This is a genomic window from Caldichromatium japonicum (assembly GCF_011290485.1).
Taxonomy (GTDB): Bacteria; Pseudomonadota; Gammaproteobacteria; order Chromatiales; family Chromatiaceae; genus Thermochromatium; species Thermochromatium japonicum.
This window is the reverse complement of the sequence record NZ_CP048029.1, coordinates 1,071,536-1,095,202: the sequence shown is the minus strand read 5'-3', so window position 1 is coordinate 1,095,202 and position 23,667 is coordinate 1,071,536. Positions and strand designations below refer to the sequence as shown.

The following is a 23,667-nucleotide window of genomic DNA, read 5'->3' as shown; positions in this document are numbered from 1 at the left end:
GCATACCTCTAAGCGGTGCACCCCTGATGATCCTCCTCAGATTGCATCGCCATCGCCTCAGCTGCCTGGCACGAACCCATGTAGAATGGGTGGCCACGCAGGGGTTGAGGGGGATGCGAGAGTGCGATTCGGTTTCTGGCTAGGCGTCCTATATGGGGCACTTGCGCTGGTCGGCCAACCGGCAGGGGCCGTGGGGGAATGTCGCCAGGGGATGGCGGTGAGGGTGTGGACGGCACCGCTGATGGTGCGCCCAGGGCAACCGCTGGCAGTCATGGCGGTGGCAACCGACGGGGTACTGGATGCCATCCTGGTCACTGATCCCGCGGGTCGCATCGAGGTTTTGCCCAGCCGCCCGGGCGGCGGCCCCCCTTGGTCGCTGCAGGGGACGCTCTTTCGCGTGGAGGCGGGACCTTATCGCTTGACTGCGCTCCGCGCTGGGCAAGCGGTGGGTTGTACGGAGATCGATGTCGGTCAGGGGATGGGCGAGCGCGGCAGCGGGCGCTGGGATGAGGCAACCGAGGCGTTTTTTTCCGCTTGGATCGAGCATCTCTTCGCTGCCCCGCCCGATGAGACGCTGAGCCTCGATTCGCTCGCGCCAATCCTGCGCGATCCAGTGCACAACCTCTTGTTTAATTATCTCGGATTGAACGAAGACGACTCGTTGCGCGCCGAGCCGGATTGCGCCGATCTGCCCTATTATCTGCGCGCCTATTTCGCCTGGAAGCTGGGCCTGCCGATCAGTTATCGGCCATGCAGCCGCGGTACATCCACCGCACCACCACGCTGTCAGGCGCCGATCATCGACGCCCGCTTTGTCGGGGTACGCGCACCCTCGAAGAGCTTCCGCGAGGCCGTCCGCCGACTGATGGATACAGTACATTCGGGCAATGGACGCACCGCCCTGGACGACAACGCCACCGACCTCTATCCCCTGGCACTCGAACGTGGATCGCTCTGGCCCGGGACGGTTTATGCCGATCCCTATGGTCATACCCTGATCCTAGTCAAATGGTTACCAGGCGACGGTAAGACCCCAGGCCGACTGCTTGCGGTCGACGCCCAGCCGGACAACTCGGTGACCCGCAAGCGCTATTGGGAAGGTAACTTTTTGTTCGCTGAGACCCCAAGTGCCGGTCCAGGCTTCAAGGCCTTCCGCCCACTGGTGCAAGCAGGCGGTGGCTGGCGCCCCCTCTCCAACGCCGAGCTGACCGGACACGGGGCGCGCCCCTTCTCCCTCGAACAGCGCTATCTCGATGCGGATCAGTTTTATGCGCGTCTCGAGCAGTTGATCAATCCAGGGGGTCTAGACCCCATCAGCGCCTATGACGCGCTGCTTGCAGCCTTGATCGAACAGATTGAGACCCGGGTGCAATCGGTGGAAAACGGCGCGCGCTATCTGAGCCAGAACCCAGGCGCGGTCATTCCCATGCCCAGCGGGCCGGCAATCTTCGAGACCACCGGGCCTTGGGAGGATTATTCGACTCCATCGCGCGATCTGCGATTATTAATCGCCCTGAAGGTGGTCGAGGGGCTGGCGCAACGTATCCGCCGTTACCCCGAACTCTATACCCTCGGCGGCGAGGGCCCAGACAGCGCCGCAGCCCGGGTCGAACAGCGACATCAGCAAGCGCTCGACCGACAAGCGGTCGTTTACACCCGTAGCGACGGCAGCCCTTGGCGCCTGACCTTGCGTGAGCTCTACGTCCGGCGCGCTAATCTAGAAATGGCCTATAACCCGAATGATTGTATCGAGCTACGTTGGGGTGCCGAGCCGGGAAGCGCCGAGGCCGCAACCTGCCGGCGCCGCGCCCCTGCTGAACAGCGTGTCCGCATGGAGCAATACCGCATCTGGTTTCGCACCACCACCCGCCCGCCGCGATGAGCGCGCCCCTGGCCCTTGGCCATTGCACAATAGGCGCTGACCGGGCGGCGTTTGCCCTACAATATAGGCGGGAGTGTGCCCATCCCAGCAGGGCCCTTTTCTGGAAAGCCAAACTGGCTCAAGGGTTACGGGGCCTCATGCGGATCTTTAGTCCCTTCGCCCCTGTCAAGGCCGTAGCGGCAGCGCTCCTGGCGCTGTTCATGGCCTCCTGCGCCGCCCCGCCCGTACTCCCCCCTGTATCCGGGGGGAGCTGGCTGGGCCATCCCATCGGTACCCCACCCCTCCCCAACCCGCGTCTGAAGCAGGCCATCATCCACCAGGCCGAACAGGAATGGCGTTTCTTTGGGCGTCAGGAGGTGGTCTTTGCGGGAGGCATTGAAAGCATTCCCTTAGTCGGCGACTGGGAGGATGACGGACCGCGGCAAAGCGAACGGGTGAATGCATACTGGCGCGCCGTCGGTCATCCCGAGCTCACCGGTATGGACTGTCAAAAACCCTGGTCGGCGGCCTTCATCGGCTGGGTGATGCAAGAGGCCAACGTCCCAATGGATCAATTCAGGCCGACGATCGCCCATTGGGAATATCTCGCCGAACTCATCGCGCGCGCGCCCGAACCGGGTCGCTATTTTGTGCCGCGGCGCATCCAGGACTACAGCCCAGAACCGGGCGATCTGATCTGCGCGTCACGTCCTCCCTTTCAGCCCCTGCTGATCGATGGCTATATCGATCCTATGTCTTTAGGCGGATTGAAGGCACACTGCGACCTGGTCGTCCATAAACAAGGGCGGACCCTGGAGGCGATCGGCGGCAATGTGCGCAACTCGGTCTCGCGGGTGCGCCTTGAACTCGACCCTCAAGGGCACTTGCAACCTCTGTCCCGCCGCCCCTGGTTTTTGATCATGCAGAACCGTTTATGAGCAGGCGGCTTATACTTGGGGAATATCTGTCTTGCTGATCGATTGGGAGAAGCCCATGTTGCGCCATTGTGCCCTCGCGTTCGCACCTTGCATCTTCCTCGCTGGCTGCATGCCACCGCCACCGCCACCAGGCTATCTCATGCCGCTGGCCCAATCGGTCAGCCCCGAGAGCTTCGGCAATCATCTGTGCCGGCATCTGGATCTCGAGGACTATTCGGGCTGTGTCAGCGAGGTGATGGGCTATTTCGAGACCCCGATCCCTGATGACGTCCCCTATGGACGCAACTCAAACGCCGGGCCCATCGCCCTGATCCTGGGCCAGGAGATCTATCTCGGGCGCTATGATGCCTCACCCTTCGTCACCAGCTTTTGGGTCAACCACGGGGCCAAGCACTGTGAAGGGAACTATGACGCCTTCGCCGGTGCGACCCAAGCCATCCTCGAGGTCCAGTGCTCCGACGGGCGACGCGGGCGCGCCGATTTGGGTTCAGCGCTCGATGGGCGCAGCGGGATCGGGGTCCTGAGGTTTGCCGACGGTACGCGCGGCGAGATCGTCTATGGTTATCAGCCGCTCGGTCAGGCCATCCCCTATCGCTATGTCTCTTGGACCCCTCCGGCTGAATCTATGTAGTCAGATTACCCCGTAACTGTTCGGTGAGCTTCTGGATCTCGCGCTGCATCTCCAGGTTGTCAAAGTGGCGAAGGCTAGGCGCCTGGCGATCCATCAGGCCCTGAAGCAGGGTGCGGCTGGAACGGATTAGGCCCACCAGTTCCCCCGAGACGCGCACTGTTTCGTAGGTGTTCCACGCGGCAGCGATGTCTTGGGTGAGCGCCTGACGCGCTTGCCGGACCTGGTTGGACTGTTCGAGCAGATATTGACGGTAGATCTCAGCCGCCTGGAGGGTAAGCTGTTGGGCGCGTAGATTGCTTTCAAATAACGCCCGACGCTCGGGGGATGCCTGCTCAATCAGCCGCTGGGTGTCGGCAGCAAGCGCCTGGGTCTGCGCACGGATCTCATCGATCCGCGGGAGATACCTTGTAGCGATCGCGCTCTCGATCTGGGTGTGCATGCGCTCAAGCGCCTTGAGCAACACGACATAGATCCCATAATAACGGCGCGCCGCCTCTAAATCCTCACCGTTCTGTTCAAGCAAGACCTCAAGCTGCTGAGTGATGCGCTTGATGTTGTCGAATAGGATACCGAGATCAACCAGGTGATCGCCGACCACGGTGGATAACAAGAGATCGATCTGATCATCCTCAAGCCTTAAACCAATGGCGCGCAGCGACTGGGCGAATTGACGCTTGAGCCTATCGATCTCTTGGGTGGCTTTTCGGATCTCGGACTCGCGTGCCGCGATCAGGGCATCATAATCGGCGATGGTCTTTTTGAAGGTTGCCTGAGCAGGCGCGGATAGACGCCGCTGGCGATAATCCAGGATCTCTGCGCGCCAACGGTTGATCTGGAGCTCAAGCGCTTGGATGCGCTGGCGTTCATCGCGTGCTGGTGAAACCGAGAGGATGACAACGGCTTCATCGAGCAAGGCATTGATCTCGGCCTGATTGTCCTGTTGATCGCGCCTAAACCAAGAGCGTTTAGGCAGTCTCGGCTGACGCTCTTCTAAGCGCAGTACCTGATTGAGGCTAGGCATGGCCCTCTGCCAGACCTCGTTGAGCTCAGGTCCCTGCGCACTAAACCAGGATTGCATCTCGTGCATGGCCTGTCCCGCAAGCTCCCGCGATTGCCCCCACCATTGCGCCGCCTGTTCACCTGCCTGGGACCAGATGGCGCCGCTGTCTTGGGCGAAGACCTCAGCCGACGGGCATAGCGATCCACTTAGGCCCAGCAGAACAACAGAAACCAAAGGCCGCATGCACGCATACATGGAGAAAACCCTGCAGGGAGGTGGCAATTGTAGCATTGTCAATGCATGGGCCAGCCAGCTGCAAGCCAAGCCATCAGATCAATTGCCAGCATCTGCTGTCGTGAATGTTCCTTAGGATGGTCATTGGCGATCAAGGGAGTACAGCATCCACAACCGTCGCCTCATCGCCCCTCACTCATACCGCGCCCATCTTTATTGATCCGAATTGATCCGAAACCAATGAACTTGTATTACGCGGCATCATGGAGCTTGGGATGCTGGAAGTAGCACATGATGCGTTGGGGGGAATTGAGAAGGCGGCGCAGGTGGCTGACGGTCGCCTTCTTCAGATCGCCCTTGGCGCGCCGGGCAATATCCGGGTAGGTCTCCTCAAGCCACGTCTTGCCCGCCGGCGGGCTTTGCTCATAGGCGCGCCGAATCGGTTTCTGGGGCGTCAATCCCCAGCGCACCAAGTACTTGCCCTCCCCCTGCGGCCTGAGCTCGATGCCAAAACAGTCGAGGATCAACTGCCGCACCGCCTGCCGGCTCCACAGCGCAAACGGCAGCTTCAGCTGATCCGGTGTCCCGTCGCACATGAGCTTGCGTATCTGGGCGTCCTGCTCCGCCAACAGCGCCCGCTTCTCGCCCACCTTGCGCCTACCCCCCTTGTCCTTGGGCCCCTTCGCGCGCCGCAAACGACAGCAATCTCATGTCTCGTCTTTCCATGCCCACGACATCTGGACAGCTCACTCAATTTCAAAAGCATGTGTTTCTTATCAAGAATGTACTAGAACCCTCTGAGCCCGGGGGGCTGAAAGGACAGGACCTCATCTTCCTTCGCAATGTCTCGATCTATTTCGATCCACCGACCCGCAGACGCGCCCTCGAACGGCTCAAGGGGCTGCTGGTCCCTGGCGGCTACCTGCTGGTCGGCTCAACCGAGACCCTGGCCAATGACCTGGGGGTCTTAAGGCTCTGTGAACGCGAGGGGGTGTTTCTGTTTGTCAATCAGCCCCCTGACTCTCAGGGACAGGGCGAGGGCTCAGGGATAAGGTTCCCCCCAGAGGGTCAAGGGCCAGACCAGGGGGTGCCGCTGGAAGACGCAGGATCAAGGCGGCAGGTCAACCCAACCCTTGTGACACCGCCTCTGGACCCATGTCAGAGCGGTTTGCCGGGGTCTGTGCAGACAGCCGAAGACCATGGATCCAACAGGCGAGTGCCCACCTGGCAGCACCCCGCTATCCATCCTCCATCGGTCGAGAGGGGAAATAAAGAAGGGATCAGCGAGCCGACCTTAAGGGACGCCGCTAGGATCCGCCAGCAGGCGCTTGCCCTCGCCCAGGCCGAGCGTTATGCCGAGACCTTGGAGGAGATCGAACCGCTGTGTGTTGCCCCTGATCTACACCCCGAGGACCTGGTCTTCAAGGGGGGACTGTTGTTCACCCAGGGGCGACTAGCAGAGGCCGAGCGCTTGGCCAAGCAGCTCCTGGCAGCGGACCCTTGGGAGCTCGGGGCCCTGCTGCTCCTTAACCGGATCTGTCAGGTGCAGGGCCGCATTGAGGAGGCCATCGTATGGTTGCGCCGCGCCATCTATCACCGTCCGGATACCTGGACGGCCCATTTCCAGCTTGCCGAGGTCTATCGTGCCGCCGGTCAGGTCGAACAGGCCAGGCGTGAATATCGGGTGGTCCTCGGCCAGCTTGAGCGCCCTGCCCTGCAGTTGTCAGCTGGTCTAGAGCTTATCGGCCTGCCGGCCCTGCCGCTTGGCGATGTGCGCGAACTGTGCCGCAGCTGTCTAGAACGGCTCAAGGACCCAGAGGTCTGACCCCTCCCCTATGCCCTTAGACCTCCGACAGTTTCTGAACCGTTTCGTCGAGGAGGCCCGAGAGCAACTGCGGCGTCTTGAAGCGAGTCTTGCGCCTGTGATGAATAGTCTTGGGCTAGAGCGGGGAGCGGTCGATGAGCTCTTTCGCGCCGCTCATACCCTCAAGGGCTCGGCGCGGATGCTCAAGCTCGGGAGCATCGCCGAGATGGCGCATCAGCTTGAAGAGGTCCTGGGGCCCTACGCGATGGACGGATCGAGCCTAGCCCGGAATTGGGTGCACTCCTACTGCGCGCCCTCGATAGCATCGCCGCCCTGGTCGAGCAGGTCGAACCGAGCGCTGGCCAGCTTCCCGCCGTTGATTCGGTCCTCTGCGCCGAACTCGCCGCGTTGGTTCAGGCCGCTGATTAGTCATTTGGGCTGACGGCCCATTAGATCCTTGACCTACGCCGGGTCGGCCCCGACCACCGCACCCTGATCGAGGGGCGCCCGCCCCTCCTCTTTGAAGGCGCAGCCATCCCGCTGATCCCCTTGACTGAGCTTCTAGACCTCTCAGGACCTCAGCCACTCGACCCCCAGGCCAGCTGGCTGGTCATCCTGATCCAGTCCGGGCTGAGCCGTCTGGCTCTGATCGTCGAGCGTTTGCTCGACGAAGGTGATTTCCTCATCCTCCCCCTACCGCCAGCGATGCGCGGCCAACCGCTGGTTGCCGGTCTCGTGGTCCTGGGCGATGAGTCCTTGGTCAGTATGCTTAAGGCCCAGACCCTGATCGAGCGGGCGCACCGCCTCCAAGGGGCGCAGCCCAGAGCGGGCGCCAAGGAACAGGGACTGAGCGTGCCGCATATCCTGGTCGTCGATGACTCGTCCAACACGCGTGAGATCGAACGTGAGATCCTGGAATCTCAGGGGTGGCGGGTCACCGTCGCCGCGGATAGACTAAAGGGTTGGCAGAAGCCCTTGGTCGATTGCTTCGACGCCGTGGTCACCGACCTCGATATGCCGGGTCTTGATGGATTCTCCCTCACAGAATGTCTGCGCGCCCATGAGCGTTATCGACACACCCCATCGTCATGGTCACCGCCCATCAAGACCATGTTGACAAGCAGCGCTGCATCGAGGTCGGCGCCGATGCCTATATCATCAAGGGCGACTTCAATCAGTCGAGCCTGATTGATACACAAAAGAATGTCTTGGGTTGATATTACACACCATGCATATTCTCATCGTCGATGATGACCCCTTGACTGGCGCCTTTATCCTCGAAATCATCGAGTCCTGTGGGCATCGCGCACAGCTTGTCGAACACGTTCTATAGGACTTAGAGCGGCTCAGCGGCGATGAGCCCTTTGATATGGTGGTCTCTGATCTGCACATGCCCCTGCTCAGCGGCATAGACTTATTGCACGAGATGCGCGACCGCGGCCTAGAGTAGCTCTTTATCCTGCTGACGGGCGAAGATCCTGCCCAGATATCGGCCCGTGAGCCGGAGATATTCGCCTGTATCGCCAAGGACGAATCCTTGGAACAGTCCATGCCCTTGGTGCTTGAACAGCTCTGAGGCGAAGCTCCTGAAGGAGTCCCCGACATGCCGGTAGCGATTCAGGACCCCTTATTTCAAGAACGCAAACACCGCCTACGTCAATCGTTCATCGCCCAGCTGCCGGGACGTCTCGATCAGGCGCGCAACCTGCTACAGCAGATCAACTCTGATGCTGAGAATCCCCTCCAGACCCAGGAGCTCCTCAATCAGCTTCATGTCATCTTCCATACCCTCAAGGGCTCAGGGGCCTCGTTTGGTTCCACGTCGATCAACACCTTGGCCCAGCAGGCCGAACAATCCTTGCGCGAGGTGCTCGATGGCGAGCGCCGGCTCTCGCCGCAACTGATCGCCGAGCTGTATCAGGACATTGAGTCTCTAGCGGGCCTAGACCTGAATGATCTGCAGATCAGCAAGACGCCAGAGGCTGTCACTTCGGCTGCCATAGTGGCTCTCTATCTAGCCAAATCTGCCGAGCGAATTCGTCTTCGTGGCTATTCCGGTCGAGCACGGCGCGTACCTCGGCCGGCGTCAGTACCACCGGCAGGCGCTGCGAAGGCTTGGCGCGCGTGATGTTGTCGAGCCACGGTAACTGGATTTCCAGCACTTCGCGATACAGGAACAACAGCGCCGACAGCGCCTGGTTCTGCGTCGAAGCCGCCACGCGGCCATTCACCACCAGATCGCTCAAGAACGCCTCCACCTCCGGCGCGCCCATATCGCGCGGATGACGCTTATCGTGAAAATAGATGAAGCGCCTTATCCAAAAGACATATGTACGGATGGAGTAATGTTTCGTCCTCAGCCGCGCGCGCACCAGGTCGAGCAGTTTGGGCGGTCTGGGGGCGTCGGGCGAAACAGAAGGTGTAATATCGGGAGAAAGCACAAATGAAACCATATGATTCAGATGGTTGCCTGACTTCAAACGATGATAGGCACACTGTCCGCCGGATTTATACACCTTTTTCTGTGTTCACTAGACGTTGGGCGCTTTTAAAAAGAGGCAAATCTGATGAACGATAGGACAGGCGAAAGAATAGGTTGGATGGCCGGTTGGATAGGGGGATTTATTTGGGTGGCAATATTGTTCGTTGTTTTTATTTATCAAAAGAAATTTGTAGCCGGCTTATGTGGATTGCTTTTGACTGTAGCTTCTATTATCGCTATCTTTTCCCTCGCACCATGGAGACATCCGTCAACGCCATATTGGAAGCTCATGCTTACTCCCTACGGCATATTTTTCGTGTCCATAGCATGGGCCATATGGACGTTCGGCGGTCTTGAGTCTGTAGGCGTCAATTGGTGGAATTTGCTTTAGCTTATCCCCGCTTTGAGCCCTTTTGGAATGTTAAGCAATCGGAAATGGTCGGAATCCAACGCCCAACAAGGCGCTCCAGCGGACGCAGCAAAGCCGCGCCGCTGAGCTTGAGCGTTAGAGACCAACACACTTGGCGTAAATATGTCCATTCCTGACTATCAATCGTTGATGTTGCCGCTCCTTCGATTTGCTGCTGACGGCAATGACCACACCACACGCGAGGCCGTAGAGGTTCTCGCTACTGAATTTCAACTCACGCCAGCCGAACGCAATGAACTTCTGCCGAGTGGTCAGCAACCAATTTTCAATAATCGAGTGGGGTGTGCCAATTCCTATCTCAAGAAAGCGGGGCTCTTGGAGTCGCCGCGTAGAGGGGCGCTTCGCATTACTGCACGAGGTAAAATGGGCGGCTCCGTCACCCGCGTGGTTTCGCCGGTCATTCTCTTGCTTGAGTTCGTTATGTTTGTTGTCTTCGTTTGGCCTGCGAAACCCTTTTCCGCTAACCCCTTGCTCCAGCGGGACGCGCCGCAAGCGGCGCGCCCCTGAGCTAGCACGTTAGGCCAATTCGAGCATTTACCATGTCACGAGAAGGCGATTTGATGCGAAAGGCCCTCAGGCGACACCTACTACCTGCTCTCGCACATTTGGGCTTTGTCGGCAAGTCATCAAAATTTCAGCGCTTGCTTCCTGATTGGCAGGACCTCCTCGCCATCCAGTACTTCAGGTATGGCGGATCATTCATTCTTGAGTTTGGTCGTCGTGAGCGCGGACCTTTGTCCACGAGTTGGGGTCCGGTCGTGCCTGAAGAGAAGTTGGATGTCGTTTATATTTCTCCAGGCGAGAGGGGGAGGCTACAGGAGACAGAAGCCGAAGCCCGCGATCTTTTCGCTGGTTTCTCCTTTGAAGGCTTCGGTGAGGATTTCAGCAAATACGAGGCACTTGCTATGCGTGTAGCAACACTGTTACCGCAGGTTGACGCATGGCTGTCACAGCGTGTGAAAGGCCCAAACATTCATGCACTCTGATGGGCCTAACATTTCGCTCCAGTGGGACGCGCCGCAAGCGGCGCGCCCCTGAGCTTGAACGTTAGGCATCATCACTCATGCGCATCACTTCCACAGACGCCAACTCGTGGTTTGAAATCGAGCAACACGGCGACGAAGACTATCGTTCGTTTGTTGTGCGGGCCTCGGTCGATCTTGGGCATGGTCACTTCTCGGGTGAGAACATAGACGTTCATTTCTTTCTTCTGCGCGAATTTGCAGCCGATCTGGATCGCTTCATCCTAGATCGCCAACTTCGTCCGTCACTCAAAGGCACCTACGGTTCCAGCCTTACGTTTTGGAAAGGCAAGGCACTGAACGACGTATTGTTCAGCTTCGTTATCGGCGACGCCTTCTGCGGTTACTCCGTAACATCCGAGTACAAGGTTGAAGGAACATTTCAAATCGACCCAGAGACATTGAATTCACTGGTCGTTTTCTTCAAGGGTTGCCATGCTGATGCCTAACCCTCCGGTCGAGGGGACGGCCCAGAAGCTGCGCTTCTGGGTTCCCTTCGGGCTTCGCCCTTCGGCCGCCCCTCACCTTGAACGTTAGCTGCATTCATACGCAATGCTAGATTTGTCCGAAATCAACTGGGGTTCTGTGGCCGACTGGGTTTCTGGTGTCGGCTCCCTCCTACAGCCCGAGCTACCGATCCAAGCGAGCGTCTCAGAGATCACCGATCGGCGGCTCATCGATCGCCTGACCAGCTGTCTGGTCCCCGAGCCCTATCACATCCTCATCGTCGATGACGACCCTGATGTCGCCCAGTTCTACGCCATGATCCTGGAATCCGCAGGGATGCATACCCGGATCTCGGCCACCCCCGAACAGATCCCGAGCATCCTCGAGGGCTTCGATGCCGATCTGGTCTTGATGGATCTCTATATGCCGAGCTGCTCAGGGCTGGAGTTGGCACAGGTGCTGCGCCAGATACCAGGCTATCTGAGCCTGCCGATCATCTATGTCTCTTCCGAGACCAATGTCCGCCGTCAGTTCAAGGCCCTGGAGGTCGGCGCCGACGGCTTCATCACCAAGCCGGTGGAGCCTGAGCGCCTGGTGACCGAGGTCAGCCTGCGCCCCGAACGCATGCGCACCCTGCGTTCGCTGATGATCCGCGACAGCCTGACTGGCCTGTTTAATCACAATACCATCCTGCAATTGCTGAAGGTGACCCTGGCCTCTTGTCAGCGCACCGGCACCCCCCTGTGTCTGGCGATGCTCGATATCGAGCATTTCAAATCGGTCAATGATACCTATGGGCACCCCATCGGCGACCAGGTCTTGATGGCGCCTGGGCGCACCCTGCGTCTGAGATTGCGCGAGTCAGACATCATCGGGCACTATGGCGGCGAGGAGTTTACAGTGATCATGACGGGGGTGGGGCTTGGGTGCGCCAAGACCCTGATAGATGGCCTGCGCGAAAGCTTCGCCTCCATCGCCTTCCAGGCCGATGGTCACGTCTTCCATTGCACCTTCAGCGGCGGACTGGCCGCCTTCCCCGAACAGCTGAGTGCCTCGGAGCTCATCAAGGCCGCCGACCGGGCGCTGTATTATGCCAAGAGGGCGGGGCGCAATCGCGTCTTCAACGCCCATCTCGATCTGATAGGCGATGATGGCAGAGCTGGCAAGCACTCGCGATCCGCTTGAATTGATCCTCGACCAGCAACGGCTGGCTGAAAGGGAGGAGACCTCTGAGACCATCCCCTCCATCCAGCTGGTCATCTTTGCCCTAGGCGACCGGATCCAGGCCCTGCCTGGCCCTCAGGTTCGCGAGATCCTGCCGCCTTCGACCATCTACCCTGTACCGGGTTGTCCGCCGGCCTTCGCGGGGGTCATGCGCGTGCGCGGCGAGATCCTGCCTATGATCCGACTCAGCGAACTTCTCCAGATCAAGCCGGCCCAACCGAGCCACCCAGGGGTCATCCTGCGGATCCAGGGCTCGCGACAGATTGAGGGCCAACCCCTACAAGGCGGGCTGAGCGTTGATCGGGTCCTGGATGTCCTGGACCTCCCAGCTGAGCAGCTTCGGCCACCCCCTGAGACCCTTGCAGAACCGCTGCGCCATTGCGCACGCGCTGTCTTGCCGATCGCCGATCAGACGGCGATCCTGTTGGAGACCGACGCCCTATTCGATATCGCCTTGTGCGAGATGGGCCCAGCCAGATGAGCGATCAGCCAAGGGAGAGGGCTGTCATTGGGGCGAGCTCGGGACAGACCCCGGCAGGCTTGGCAGTGGTCAGCGTACTGGCCGAGGATCTCCAGCTGGCCTTCGAATCGGCCAAGATCGGGGCGCTCTATGCGGCAGGGGCCACCCTCGCGCCCAGCCTGGTAGAGTTCTTGGGCTGGAACGATTCTCAAGGCACCGGTAATTGGCGTCTGCTCGAGATCATCCACCCAGAGAGGCGGCGTTTGATCCGAGTCCGTGAGCCGGTGCGTCACCTGTGGCTGCCGGCAGCCAGCATCCGACCCGTCCCGCCCCTGCTTGCTGCCTGTCAGCGTGCCCTCGGTCGGACGCCCCAGGTGCGCGCTTTTGCCTGGCTTGATGGGACCGATGGCGGACTGGTGATCATCCTCGATGCCTGGCAGCTGCCTGAACTCCCCCCATGTTCATCCTCCTCAGTACCCCCCTGCGTGAGGCCGTCGGTCTGAATATGGATCGCCCAGCCTGGTCAGCCAAATCCAAACAGCGGTGGCCTAGCTGCTCTGCCCTGCTCTTGTTGCTCGGCATGGGGTCTCTGGTGTTCCCCCTTCGCCTCTCTGCCGAGACGCCCAAACCGGCCTTGACCGTGACCTCCACCCGCCCTGAGATCCGCGATTGGCCCGAAAATCTCGCGGCCGTGGGGCGCATCCTCCCCTGGCGCGAGGTGGCGGTGGGTGCCGAGATCGGCGGCGAGCGCATCCGCCAGGTCTTGGTCGATCTCGGGGCCTGGGTCGAGGCGGGGAAACCCTTGGTCGTGCTCGACGATCTGGCCTTAAGGATCGCGTGCGATCAGGCGCAGGCGGCGCTCGCTGAGGCCGAGGCGGCCCTTGCCGAGGCCAGGGCCAATGCCAAACGCGCCAGACAACTCAAGGGGACGGCGGGGCTTAGCGAACAACAGGCCGAGCGCGACCTCATCGCCGAACAGATGGCCCAGGCGCGGCTCGAGGCGGCGCGCGCCAGGCTCGCCGAGACCGAACTCAGGCTGGCGCGCACCCGCATCAACGCGCCGGTGGCGGGGATCGTGTCGGCGCTGCATGCGATCGAGGGCGCCCTCGTCCAGCCGGGCCAGGAGCTCGTGCGCCTCATCCACGACGGGCGTCTGGAATGGCGCGCCGAGGTCGCGGATACCCTGATCCACCGGCTTGCCCCAGGCATGTCGGCCTGGGTGCAGACGCCCGATGGTGGGCGCATCGAGGGCCAGGTGCGTCTCATCGAGCCTAGCATCGACCCGCGCACCCTCACTGGCCGCGTCCTGGTCCAGTTCCCGGTCGCCGAGACCCGAGATCGCCTGCGCCCAGGGATGTTCGTGCGCGGGTCATTCGCCCTCGGGCATACACTGGCCCTGACCCTGCCCCAGACGGCGGTGCAGCTCGAACAGGGCCAGACTAGGGTATTTGTGCTGGGCCGGGACCAGCGCGTGCACGCCCTCGAGGTAAAGATCGGTCGGCGCCTGGGTGATCGGGTCGAGGTCCTAAGCGGGCTTGGCCCAGAGGATCAGGTGGTCGAACGCGGGGTGGGCTTCCTCAACGACGGCGACCTGGTGCGGATCGGCGGGCCATGAACCTCTCGGCCTTCTCGATCCGCCACCCCATCCCCGCGATCCTGCTCTTTGCCCTCTTGGGTCTGCTCGGGGTGCTCGGCTTTCGGGCGATGCAGGTCCAGCAGTTCATGGACATCGATCTGCCCAGTGTGCGGGTGAGCGCGAGCCTGCCCGGCGCCGCCCCCAGCTTTTTGGAGACCGAGGTGGCGCGTAAGATCGAGGATGCGATCGCGACCCTCCAGGGGCTCAAGCATCTCTATACCAAGATCCAAGACGGCGCCGTCACCCTGACCGCAGAGTTTCTCTTGGAAAAACCGGTCCAGGAGGCGGTCGATGAGGTGCGCGACGCGGTCAGCCGCATCCGCCCCGAGCTCCCCGGCGAGATGCAAGAGCCGATCGTCGCCAAGGTCAATCTCACCGGCCTGCCGATCCTGAGCTATACGGTCTCATCGGCGCGCCTGGACGAGGAGGCCATGTCCTGGTTCGTCGATCATCTGCTCGCGCGCCGGTTGCTCGGGGTCCCTGGGGTCGGGGCGATCGATCGGGTCGGTGGGGTCGAACGCGAGGTCCGCGTCGAGCTCGACCCCATCCGCCTCATGGCCCTGGGGGTCAATGCCGCCGAGATCGCCCGGGGTTTAAGGCTCGTCCAGCGCGAAGACTCGGGCGGACGCGCCGACCTCGGCGGCACGGAGCAATCGATCCACATCCTGCTGAAGGCACGTGCGGCGGCTGAGCTCGCCGATCTGATGATCGGGCTGAGCGACGAGCGGCGGATCCGGCTGGGCGATGTCGCGACCATCCGCGACAGCATCGCCGAACGCCGCTCGGCGGCGCTGATCGATGGCCGACCGGCGGTGGGGTTTGAGGTGATCCGCGCCCGCGGTGCCGGCGAGGTCGAGGTGGCCCAAGGGGTGCGGGCCGAGCTTGCGCGCATCCGCGCAGAATACCCAGAGATCACGATCACCGAGGCGTTCGACTTCGTGGCGCCCGTGGTCGACAACTTCGTCGGTTCTCTCCAGCTCTTGATCGAGGGGGCCCTGCTTGCGGTCGCCGTGGTCTGGTTCTTTCTGCGCGACGGACGCGCCACCCTGATCGCCGCCTCCGCCCTGCCCCTGTCGATCCTGCCCACCTTTGCCGCCATGCACCTCCTGGGCTTTAGCCTGAATGTGGTCACGCTCCTGGCGCTCTCACTGGTGGTCGGGGTCTTGGTCGATGATGCAATCGTCGAGATCGAAAACATCATGCGTCATCTGCGCCTCGGCAAGACGCCCTATCAGGCGGCGCTGGAGGCGGCGGATGAGATCGGGCTGGCGGTGATCGCCACCAGTTTCACCCTGATCGCGGTCTTTTTGCCGACGGCCTTCATGGGCGGGATCGCCGGGCGCTTCTTCGTGCAGTTCGGCTGGACGGCGGCGCTCGCGGTCTTTTGGTCCTTGGCTGTGGCGCGCCTACTCACCCCGATGCTGGCAGCCTATCTGTTGCGTCCGAGCGCCCAGCGCCCGCCGCCGCGCTGGCTGGACTGGGCAGTGGTGGCAAGCGGGGCCTGTCTCAGACACCGCTGGCTGACCCTGATCGCCGCCGCGGTCTTTTTTGCCGGCGCCCTGGCCCTGGTGCCGCTCCTGCCGACCGGCTTCCTGCCGCCGGACGACATCTCTCAGACCCAGGTCAAGTTGGAGCTCCCCCCCGGCAGTACGCTCGCTGAGACCCTGGCCGCCACAGAACAGGCGCGCCGGATCATCGCCCGCCACCCCCAGGTCGAGCTCGTCTATACCACCATCGGCGGCGGGGCCGCCGGCAGCGACCCGCTGATGGGACCAGGGCTGCAAGAGGTGCGCAAAGCGACCCTGACCCTGCGGCTGACCCCGCGCCAGGCGCGCCCGGGCGTCCGCAAACAGTTAATCGAGCAGGAGCTGAGAGAGGCGCTCGCCGCCCTCCCCGGGGTGCGCTATACCGTTGCTCTCGCCGGGGCAAACGAGAAATATATCCTGGCCCTGACCGGCGAGGATGGCGAGCGGCTGCTTGGCCATGCGCGCCTCGTCGAACGTGAGCTGCGCAGCCTCCCCGGGATCGGCATGGTGACCAGCAGCGCCAGCCTTTTGCGCCCCGAGCTGGTGGTACGGCCAGATCCCGCCCGCGCCGCCGAGCTCGGGGTGAGCACCGCCGCCATCGCCGAGACCTTACGCATCGCCACCAACGGCGACTATCCCCAGTTTCTGCCGAAGCTCGATCTCGGCGAGCGCCAGGTGCCGATCGCGGTGCGCCTGCCGCCCGAGGCGCGCCAAGACCTAGCCCTCCTCGGCAAGCTCAGCGTGCCCGGGCGGTTTGGGCCGGTGCCCATCGACAGCGTCGCGACACTCACATTTGCCAGCGGCCTCGCCGAGATCGACCGCTATGACCGCCGGCGCACGGTCAACCTCGAGGTCGAACTCAATCAACAGCCGCTCGGTGAGGTCGCCAAACAGGCCCTGGCGCTGCCAAGCCTGCGCACCCTTCCATCCGGGATCGCCCAGACCGCGATCGGCGACGCCGAGGTTATGGCCGAGCTCTTTCAGAGCTTCGGCCTGGCGATGCTGATCGGGCTTGTGTGCATCTATGGCGTCTTGGTCTTATTGTTCCACGACTTCGCCCAGCCCCTGACCACCCTTGCCGCCCTGTTGTTCTCTATCCCAGGCGCGCTCCTGGCCCTGTTCCTCACCGGTCAGGCCCTCTCCATGCCCTCACTGATCGGGCTCATCATGCTCATGGGGATCGCGACCAAGAACGCGATCCTCTTGGTGGACTATGCGCTCCTCGGGCAGCGGCAGGGGCTAGGACAGCGCGAGGCCCTGCTCGATGCCTGTCGCAAGCGCGCCCGCCCGATCGTCATGACCACGATCGCCATGGGCGCCGGCATGCTACCGACCGCCTTGGGGCTGGGCACAGACCCGAGCTTTCGCGCGCCCATGGCGATCGTGGTCATCGGCGGGCTCGTCACCTCGACCTTCTTGAGCCTGTTTGTGGTCCCTGTGATCTATAGCCTGGTCGAGGATGCCCTGGGGATACTGGGCCGGCTGCTCGGCAAGCGGACCGGACAGGGCGAGCGATTGAGGGCGCTCAACGGCGAAAGGTCGCAGCGGTGATAAATCGCAGACGGCAACATCGCTCAATGGGGTATTGCCCCTGCTGGTCTCACCTTGGATCAGAGCACGGCCTCAAGACCCTTGTGCTTGATGAGGTCGAGCAGCTTCTGCGAGGGCCCGCTAGGCCTCTCATCACCCACTTCCGACTTGCGCACGGTCGAGTCGCTGGTGTTGAGGACCTTCCATCACCTGGCACCGTCTGTCGAATAGTTCCAAGGACGAGCGCATACCCTCCAACTTGCCTAACACGCATACCCTCCAACTTGCCTAACAGATGGCCCGGAATGAGGCAAGATCCCAAACAAGCTGATAACTTACAATCCTGAACCCATCCAAGACCGATCATGATGGCAACGTCCATGTTAAGCCGCTTTTTCACTGGCGCCGGTTATCTCATCCAGGGTCTGCGCCTGCTGGTGCGCCCTGGCATCAAGCGCTTCGTCCTCATCCCCCTCGGGGTCAATATCCTGGTCTTTGCCGCAGCCATCGCCTTGGCCATCCAGCAGTTTCGCCATTGGCTGGGCTGGCTGGAGTCCAGTCTGCCGACCTGGCTCAATTGGCTCGACTGGCTGCTTTGGCCATTCATCATCCTCGCTCTGGCCCTGGTGGTCTTTTTTACCTTTGGCCTGGTCGCTAATCTGCTCGCCGCGCCCTTCAATGGGCTCCTAGCCGAAAAGGTCGAACGCCTGCTAACCGGACGCTTTATCGTCCAGGAGGGCGACCAGGGGCGTTTTTGGGCCGAACTTATCCCCAGCCTAGTGGATGAGCTGCGCAAACTGGTCTATGCCCTGTTCTGGACGCTACCCTTTCTAGCCTTGCTGTCCGTGCCGGTGGTGGGAGCGATCCTTTGGTTTGGTTATACCGCCTGGATGCTGGCGGTCGAATATAACGACTATCCGATGGGCAATCACGGATTGCGCTTCAAGGAGATCCGGCAGCGGCTGCGCCAACATCTCGGACTGAGTCTGGGTTTCGGCGGGGCCGCAGCTGCGATGTCGATGATCCCAGGGCTTAATCTCCTGCTCATGCCAGCGGCAGTGGCAGGGGCCACCCTGATGTGGGTGCGGGAGTTTCGCCCAGCCGCCGACTACCCAGGGCCGCACCAGTCGCGGGTCGCCACGCGCGCGGTCTTGCTGCTGGTCGATCATCTCTCCGGGCGGATGAGCGGCAAGATCCTTTCTGGCCCCTTTGCCGGTCAGTCGCTTGAGACCATTGAAACCCAGGCCCTCATCGACCTGCTGATGGGCTATCTGCGGCGCGACCCAGAATCGGCGGAGGCGCTCGAGGTCTATCTGGCCCATGAACGCGGTCAACCCCTGATCGAGTCCGTGCGGCGCCGGCCTGTCGAAGAGGAACCACCGCCTACACCGCCTGGGCTGGATGAGCGCGAGGCCTATGCCATCCTCGGGCTCGATGAGGGGGCAGATCGCGCGGCCATCGAGTCTGCCCATCGGCGCTTGATCCAGCGTCTGCACCCCGACCGCGGCGGCTCGGCCTATCTCGCTGCCCGGGTCAATGAGGCGCGCCGACTGCTCATGGCACAGCGCGCAGCAGATCGACGCGATGCGGTTTGAGAAAGTGCGCCCCTTCGGCGGTGAGATGACGCTCGAAGGCGGCGCGCACCTGGGCGATCCGCTGAGCATCCAGATCGAGCGCGGTATGGGTGACCTGCAAGAAACGTGTGGCGAAGGACTCCCAGTCGGGATAGCTCCCTAGGGACTGATAAAAGACCTGTCGCTCCCAGACAAACAACCCCGACTGGACGGCGCGCTCGATCGCGGCATAGGCCGCGGCGCGCACCTCGCGCTCATCATGAATCAGACGCATGACCTCATTAAATTCGCCCCAATAGACGGGCTCGGAGACATAGAGATAACCGCTCGGAACCAGGACCCGGCGGATCTCGGCCAGGGCCCGGTCCATCTGCGCGCGTGGGACATGATGCAAGGACTTGAACATCAGGACCCCATCATAGGTCCCATCCGGGTCGGCGATCGATTCGGCCCCGCCAAACCTAAACTCCACCTCAGGCAGGTCGGCACTCGCCTGGTTCCTTTCATGCTGGAGGCGATCGACCTCGGTCGCCGTCACCTGACGCGCGCCAAGCCGCCTGACGAGCTGGCGGCTCATCCAGCCTGAGCCGCAGCCGAGCTCCAAAAGCCGGCAACCCTTGACCTCAAGCAGTTCTGAGACCACATCCAGCTCGTCGCATATGCGATAAGCGGCTGGATCGGTCTCGATCATCCGCTGCCCGGTCATTTGCGCTGCTTGCAGTTCCACGGTCACAATATTGCGTAGGGGCCTAAGCCATGAACCTAACTCAACTGCGCACCCGTCTTGGCCGCTGGCGTTTTGCTTTTCATTTCACCCGGGAGTATCTGAACATTGGGAGCCCCTTCTCGACTCGACCGTTGGTTATCCCTGTTGTTTCTGTATGTCGAAAAGCTCGTACTCGTCAGCGTGGGCGGGCTAGCGCTGATTGGCATCGGACAATTGTTGTGGGCCATCTGGCAACACGGCGAAATCCGGCTTGAAGACCTGCTCATGATCTTCATCTATATCGAGATCATGGCGATGGCCAATGTCTATTTTACGCGGCGAACGGTGCCCTTCACCTATCCCATGTTCATCGCCGTGACCGCCCTCTCGCGGCTGATCGTCCTCCAGGGAAAGGAGACCAGCACGGACGGACTACTCTATATCAGCGGCGCCATCCTGCTCATCAGCATCGCCATCCTGATCGTCCGTTTCAGCCAGCAATACAGCACAGAGTTCTTGGAGCAGCGCGAAAGACAACACAGAGATCAGCGGGAGAACATTTGACAGCGTTCATTGCCTATCTCGCCATCGGTGCCCTGGCGGGGCTACTGGCTGGTCTTTTTGGGATCGGTGGTGGCGCCGTCATGGTACCAGCCCTGTTCTTGTTCTGGGAACTCCTAGGGATCGGCGGGGACTGGACGGTGCATCTGGCGGTGGGGACCTCGCTGGCAACGATCATGGGCACAGGTCTGGCCTCGACCCTCGCTCATCAGCGACGCGCTGGGGTGCGCTGGGACCTAGTCCTATTGCTCTCGCCTGGCATCCTGATCGGCGCCCTAGCCGGCCCGGCACTCGCCGGCTGGGTCCCTGGTCTGTGGCTCAAACGTCTTTTCGCTGCCTTCTTGACCCTCGTCGGCTTGCATCTGCTCCATCCGCGCCGGCAAGACACCCAGCCGCGCCCCCTCCCAGGACGGGCGGTGCTGATCGGCGCCGGCGGTGGGATCGGGATGCTATCGGCCCTGGTTGGGATCGGCGGCGGGACCCTAACGGTGCCCTTTCTCAATCGCCACGGGATAGAGATGCGCCAGGCGGTCGGCACCTCAGCGGCCTGCGGGGTCACGATCGCCATCGCCGGCACGATCGGCTTTGTGCTCAGCGGCTGGGATCGGGCAGACCTGCCGCCAGACAGCCTGGGCTTTGTGCATTGGCCAGCGGTGCTGGCGATGCTGGCCGCAAGTCTGCCTGCTGCCACCCTGGGTGCACGCCTTGCCCATCATCTGCCGGTGGCAACGCTCAGGCGGCTGTTCGGCGTTCTCCTGCTCCTCATCGCCATGCGCTTGGCCCTAGCGGGCTGAACCAAAAGGACCAAGCACCAGGCGCCGATAGACATAGATCTGGCCGGCTTGATCGCGCAAGGCCAGCCGCCCCTGGTCCAGCGCGAACTCGAATGACTGGCTGAAGCCTTCTTGCCGATTGGTCAGTTCCAGGCGATTGCCCAATACCTTGAGATCGCCGTCGATCGAACCGCGACAAGGGGCATAGAGCCGATAAAACCCGCCCTGGACGATCAATAGCCCCCCCTGGTTGTCTTCCCAGACCCCTTCCAAGATCGTCGTGCCCGAAGTGATAGCGCCTTGGAATGACTGCCAGGCGGTGCTAGGCATGCCCGGCAAGGACTGCCCCATGGACCCAGGCGGGACAAGAGCGGGCGGGAAGTGGGGCGTCTGGTTCGCATTAAAGCCCATGCTCTCCATCATGCGCGCGATCGCCTGGGCCATGGCCTCGGCGAGCGTCTGTTGGGCGAGTGCCGGCTGGACAGCGCCTAGCTCAAGCAGGACGGCTGCGAGTATTCCTAAAAGGCCACAGAGAGAGATGGGTGTTCTTGTCATGGGGCGCTCAGTTTAACCCAAATCGCCCAAGTGCCATTTTGTCCGAGCGCCACTGCGGCCTGCCGCACCCATGGCTTCGCAAGCGAGTCGGTTGCCGGCGGCGACCATTCACCGAGGACTGACCTTGCTGCTCGAGGCCGGATGGCAGGCAGGTCAGACACAAGGGGCAGGGCCTTGCTGCAGAGATCTGATCGCACCTGCCCTACCATCGTCCAGTGGGAATGGGCGCAGCATCTGTAGCCAAGGTCAAGATCAATCGAAACGACCCGCGGACAATTGACTGAGCCGCCTGGGGGTCTCCGCCGGCGTGCGCCCTGACACGGGCGGTAAGAGTTCGCGCAGACGTTTGGTCTCTAGACCCAGGCGCGCGGCATAGATGATCCGGTAACTCAAGACCCGCTCGACATAGGTGCGGGTCTCAGCATAGGGGATGGTGGCGATCCATTGGTCGGCCTCCATGCAGGTATCCGGCAACCAGCGCTCTACCCGGTTGGGACCGGCGTTATAGGCAGCAGTGGCGAGTGCAGCATGCCCGAAGCGGTCGCGCAGCCGGGCCAGATAGGTGGCGCCCAGCAAGATGTTGCGCGTCGGATCGAGGAGCTCCCAGCGACTGGGCCGGGACAGGCGCAGCTCAGTGGCCAGCTCAGCGGCGGTCGTCGGCAGCACCTGCATCAGGCCCAAGGCGCCCGCTGGCGAGGCGAGATGCGGCGCGAAGATGCTCTCCTGGCGGATCACCGCTTCGATCCAATCTGGCTCGATCCCGATCTGCCAAGCCAGATCCATGACCTGATCGCCATAGACCAGGGGAAAACGGATCTCCAGATCGTCCCAGTCACCAGCCTGCGCGAGCAAGGCGATCGCCTGATCGTGCCAGCCACCGGCATGTGCCAGCAGCGCCGCGGCCCTCAGTCCTTCGGGATCGAGGCGCTGGGCAAGATCACGCCATTCGCGCCTCACCTCAAGATCACGCCCCAGCGCCGTCAACGCTTGAATACGCTGATAGGCGGCATCCTGTTTGAGCGACTCGATCCGTTCAGACGGCACGGCCAAGGGGCGGGAGACGAGCGGATAGACCTGATCCAGCCGGTCAGCGGCGAGAAAGCCCCACAGGCTGCGCACCTCTGCCGCCTCCGACCAGCTCGCGCGTGCTGCCTCTGGATCGCCAAGCGCCGCCTGCGCGACGCCTTGCCAATAGCGCCAGCGTTCGCGTTTGGCCTCGCCCTCGGGCATCCGCTCGACCCAGGCCGCGACCTGCGCCCAAGCGCCCAGGCGCAACGCCGCACGCAAACGCCGCTCCTGTTCAGGGAGGTTGTCGGGACGGGCCCCGACCTGGTCCCAATAGACCAACCCTTGGGGCTCGCCGAGCTCGGCGAGCGCCTGCCCAACTGCAGACAAGGCGCGCTCGCGGGCAGATGGATCTTGTCGTAGGTCTTGATCCAGACGTTGCAGGAGCGAGGCCGCCTGGAGCGGATCAGTCTCGGCCAGACGGGCGATGCCATGCGCCAGGAGCGCGGTGCGCAAGGGATGGGCCTCGTTTAACCAATCCGCCTGCGAGAGCTGGGCCGGCGTGCGATCGATGGTCAGCCAGCGCTCGAACCAGGACCGTTCCGTTTCCGGAAGCCAGGCACCTATCCGCTGTGCCAGGGCGCGATTGCCCGACGCCAAGGCCAGGCCGACCCGCGCCCATACCAGCTCTTCCGTCGAGCGTCCCATAGACCGCCAGCGGGCAAAGACCGTCTCACAGGCATCGGGCTGGGAGCGCCCCGTCAGCCAGAGGGTCCGGACCTGCGGCCAGGCAGCCTCGGCTTGTCCAGTCTCGATCAGGGCGCGCAGATACAGACAGCGCCGCTCGACCGAATCATCGGGGCGGTAGATACGCACATAGTCGGCCCAGCGCCTTGCCTTGGCCAGGCGCTCCAGATAGGCCAAACGCAGACGTCCGGCGAGAGGCGTGCTGGCATGTTCGCTCAAAAACGACTCGATCGCTGTATCCGGGGTCTGGGTCAGATCGCGGGTCAGCTCAGCAAAACGCAGATACGGATACAGCGGATCGGCGCGAAGACGCGCAGACAGGGTCTTGAAGGTCGCAAGATCGCCGCGCTTGAGCGCCGACTCAGCGGCGAGAAAATCGCCTTGGGGATCTGCCAGACAGCTCAAGGGCACCAGGCCCAATGCCAGGAGGTTCACCAAGGTCAATCGCATCTGTAGCCCTCCTCTGTAGCCCTCCTCCGATCGGGGCACTGCTTGAAATCTATAATGGACAATGGCAGACA

At 62.1% G+C, this 23,667-nt stretch carries 24 protein-coding genes and 2 pseudogenes; 20 read left to right on the top strand and 6 right to left on the bottom strand.

Translation table 11 applies throughout. The features are described from left to right. Positions 1-121 precede the first annotated feature (121 nt). The 3 genes from GWK36_RS05405 to GWK36_RS05395 all read left to right on the top strand — a co-directional run bounded on the left by GWK36_RS05405 (position 122) and on the right by GWK36_RS05395 (position 3,430). Positions 122-1,882 (top strand): hypothetical protein, encoded by a 1,761-nt coding sequence (locus tag GWK36_RS05405; RefSeq protein ID WP_166270272.1) that lies wholly within the window; start codon positions 122-124, stop codon positions 1,880-1,882. A gap of 137 nt (positions 1,883-2,019) precedes the next feature. Next, complete coding sequence (locus GWK36_RS05400) at positions 2,020-2,799, top strand: DUF2272 domain-containing protein (protein WP_166270271.1); 780 nt, start codon at positions 2,020-2,022, stop codon at positions 2,797-2,799. Between the two features lie 55 nt (positions 2,800-2,854). Further along, positions 2,855-3,430: a hypothetical protein gene (locus GWK36_RS05395; RefSeq protein WP_166270270.1), complete on the top strand. Its 576-nt coding sequence runs from the start codon at positions 2,855-2,857 to the stop codon at positions 3,428-3,430. Here the strand turns inward: GWK36_RS05395 and GWK36_RS05390 are convergent. Then, positions 3,423-4,685, bottom strand: coding sequence for an AAA family ATPase (locus GWK36_RS05390; protein ID WP_246237710.1), 1,263 nt, complete (start codon positions 4,683-4,685; stop codon positions 3,423-3,425). The genes GWK36_RS05395 and GWK36_RS05390 overlap by 8 nt on opposite strands. A 230-nt stretch (positions 4,686-4,915) precedes the next feature. Then, positions 4,916-5,314 carry a winged helix-turn-helix domain-containing protein gene (locus GWK36_RS05385; protein WP_166270269.1) on the bottom strand — a complete coding sequence of 133 codons (399 nt, stop codon included), beginning with the start codon at positions 5,312-5,314 and terminating at the stop codon, positions 4,916-4,918. Between the two features lie 116 nt (positions 5,315-5,430). On the opposite strand from GWK36_RS05385, the gene GWK36_RS05380 reads away from it, so the two are divergent. From GWK36_RS05380 to GWK36_RS16015, 5 genes and pseudogenes are all read left to right on the top strand, one after another. Next, positions 5,431-6,489, top strand: a complete 1,059-nt coding sequence (locus GWK36_RS05380; protein WP_246237708.1) for a CheR family methyltransferase — start codon at positions 5,431-5,433, stop codon at positions 6,487-6,489. A 10-nt stretch (positions 6,490-6,499) separates the two neighbouring features. Then, positions 6,500-6,673 (top strand): annotated as a pseudogene (locus GWK36_RS15325) (Hpt domain-containing protein); the annotation flags it as partial. Between the two features lie 86 nt (positions 6,674-6,759). Next, entirely contained in the window at positions 6,760-6,897 is a 138-nt protein-coding gene (locus GWK36_RS15320; RefSeq protein WP_246237882.1) for a hypothetical protein, read from the top strand. 120 nt (positions 6,898-7,017) lie between these two features. Continuing rightward, positions 7,018-7,656: a response regulator gene (locus tag GWK36_RS15315; protein WP_246237707.1), complete on the top strand. Its 639-nt coding sequence runs from the start codon at positions 7,018-7,020 to the stop codon at positions 7,654-7,656. 415 nt (positions 7,657-8,071) lie between these two features. Continuing rightward, positions 8,072-8,344: pseudogene (locus GWK36_RS16015) on the top strand (Hpt domain-containing protein); the annotation flags it as partial. A 109-nt stretch (positions 8,345-8,453) separates the two neighbouring features. Here GWK36_RS16015 and GWK36_RS05365 read toward each other — a convergent pair. After that, the gene (locus GWK36_RS05365; protein ID WP_246237705.1) at positions 8,454-8,984 is read right to left on the bottom strand and encodes a phage integrase N-terminal SAM-like domain-containing protein; all 531 of its coding nucleotides are present in this window, start codon (positions 8,982-8,984) and stop codon (positions 8,454-8,456) included. Between the two features lie 51 nt (positions 8,985-9,035). Here GWK36_RS05365 and GWK36_RS05360 point away from each other — a divergent pair, with 51 nt between their 5' ends. From GWK36_RS05360 to cysZ, 10 genes are all read left to right on the top strand, one after another. After that, positions 9,036-9,341 (top strand): hypothetical protein, encoded by a 306-nt coding sequence (locus tag GWK36_RS05360; protein WP_166270267.1) that lies wholly within the window; start codon positions 9,036-9,038, stop codon positions 9,339-9,341. A 141-nt stretch (positions 9,342-9,482) separates the two neighbouring features. Next, a complete protein-coding gene (locus GWK36_RS05355; RefSeq protein WP_166270266.1) occupies positions 9,483-9,887 on the top strand; it encodes a winged helix-turn-helix domain-containing protein in 405 nt (134 codons plus the stop codon). A gap of 32 nt (positions 9,888-9,919) precedes the next feature. Then, the gene (locus tag GWK36_RS05350; protein ID WP_166270265.1) at positions 9,920-10,366 is read left to right on the top strand and encodes a hypothetical protein; all 447 of its coding nucleotides are present in this window, start codon (positions 9,920-9,922) and stop codon (positions 10,364-10,366) included. Between the two features lie 77 nt (positions 10,367-10,443). After that, entirely contained in the window at positions 10,444-10,851 is a 408-nt protein-coding gene (locus GWK36_RS05345) for a hypothetical protein (protein ID WP_166270264.1), read from the top strand. Positions 10,852-10,987: 136 nt separating this feature from the next. Then, positions 10,988-12,034, top strand: a complete 1,047-nt coding sequence (locus GWK36_RS05340; protein ID WP_246237704.1) for a GGDEF domain-containing response regulator — start codon at positions 10,988-10,990, stop codon at positions 12,032-12,034. Continuing rightward, on the top strand, positions 11,997-12,554 hold the full coding sequence (locus GWK36_RS05335; RefSeq protein ID WP_166270262.1) for a chemotaxis protein CheW: 558 nt from the start codon (positions 11,997-11,999) through the stop codon (positions 12,552-12,554). The genes GWK36_RS05340 and GWK36_RS05335 overlap by 38 nt, the downstream gene beginning before the upstream one ends. After that, a complete protein-coding gene (locus tag GWK36_RS05330) occupies positions 12,551-13,036 on the top strand; it encodes a hypothetical protein (protein WP_166270261.1) in 486 nt (161 codons plus the stop codon). The genes GWK36_RS05335 and GWK36_RS05330 overlap by 4 nt, the downstream gene beginning before the upstream one ends. Further along, a complete protein-coding gene (locus tag GWK36_RS05325; protein ID WP_166270260.1) occupies positions 12,991-14,148 on the top strand; it encodes an efflux RND transporter periplasmic adaptor subunit in 1,158 nt (385 codons plus the stop codon). The genes GWK36_RS05330 and GWK36_RS05325 overlap by 46 nt, the downstream gene beginning before the upstream one ends. Next, complete coding sequence (locus GWK36_RS05320) at positions 14,145-17,246, top strand: efflux RND transporter permease subunit (protein WP_166270259.1); 3,102 nt, start codon at positions 14,145-14,147, stop codon at positions 17,244-17,246. The genes GWK36_RS05325 and GWK36_RS05320 overlap by 4 nt, the downstream gene beginning before the upstream one ends. Positions 17,247-17,605: 359 nt before the next feature. Further along, positions 17,606-18,820, top strand: coding sequence for a sulfate transporter CysZ (gene cysZ / locus GWK36_RS05315; protein WP_166270258.1), 1,215 nt, complete (start codon positions 17,606-17,608; stop codon positions 18,818-18,820). Here cysZ and GWK36_RS05310 read toward each other — a convergent pair. Next, positions 18,780-19,505: a class I SAM-dependent methyltransferase gene (locus tag GWK36_RS05310; RefSeq protein WP_246237703.1), complete on the bottom strand. Its 726-nt coding sequence runs from the start codon at positions 19,503-19,505 to the stop codon at positions 18,780-18,782. The genes cysZ and GWK36_RS05310 overlap by 41 nt on opposite strands. A 165-nt stretch (positions 19,506-19,670) precedes the next feature. Between GWK36_RS05310 and GWK36_RS05305 the strand changes: the two genes are divergently transcribed. Both GWK36_RS05305 and GWK36_RS05300 read left to right on the top strand, forming a co-directional pair. After that, a complete protein-coding gene (locus GWK36_RS05305) occupies positions 19,671-20,069 on the top strand; it encodes a phosphate-starvation-inducible protein PsiE (RefSeq protein WP_246237702.1) in 399 nt (132 codons plus the stop codon). Continuing rightward, a complete protein-coding gene (locus tag GWK36_RS05300; RefSeq protein WP_166270256.1) occupies positions 20,066-20,860 on the top strand; it encodes a sulfite exporter TauE/SafE family protein in 795 nt (264 codons plus the stop codon). Before GWK36_RS05305 ends, GWK36_RS05300 begins: the two co-directional genes overlap by 4 nt. Here the strand turns inward: GWK36_RS05300 and GWK36_RS05295 are convergent. Together GWK36_RS05295 and GWK36_RS05290 are read right to left on the bottom strand one after the other, a co-directional pair. Further along, positions 20,849-21,394: a hypothetical protein gene (locus tag GWK36_RS05295; RefSeq protein WP_166270255.1), complete on the bottom strand. Its 546-nt coding sequence runs from the start codon at positions 21,392-21,394 to the stop codon at positions 20,849-20,851. The two genes, GWK36_RS05300 and GWK36_RS05295, sit on opposite strands and share 12 nt — an antisense overlap. Positions 21,395-21,646: 252 nt before the next feature. After that, positions 21,647-23,596 carry a transglycosylase SLT domain-containing protein gene (locus GWK36_RS05290; protein WP_166270254.1) on the bottom strand — a complete coding sequence of 650 codons (1,950 nt, stop codon included), beginning with the start codon at positions 23,594-23,596 and terminating at the stop codon, positions 21,647-21,649. Between the last annotated feature and the right edge of the window lie 71 nt (positions 23,597-23,667).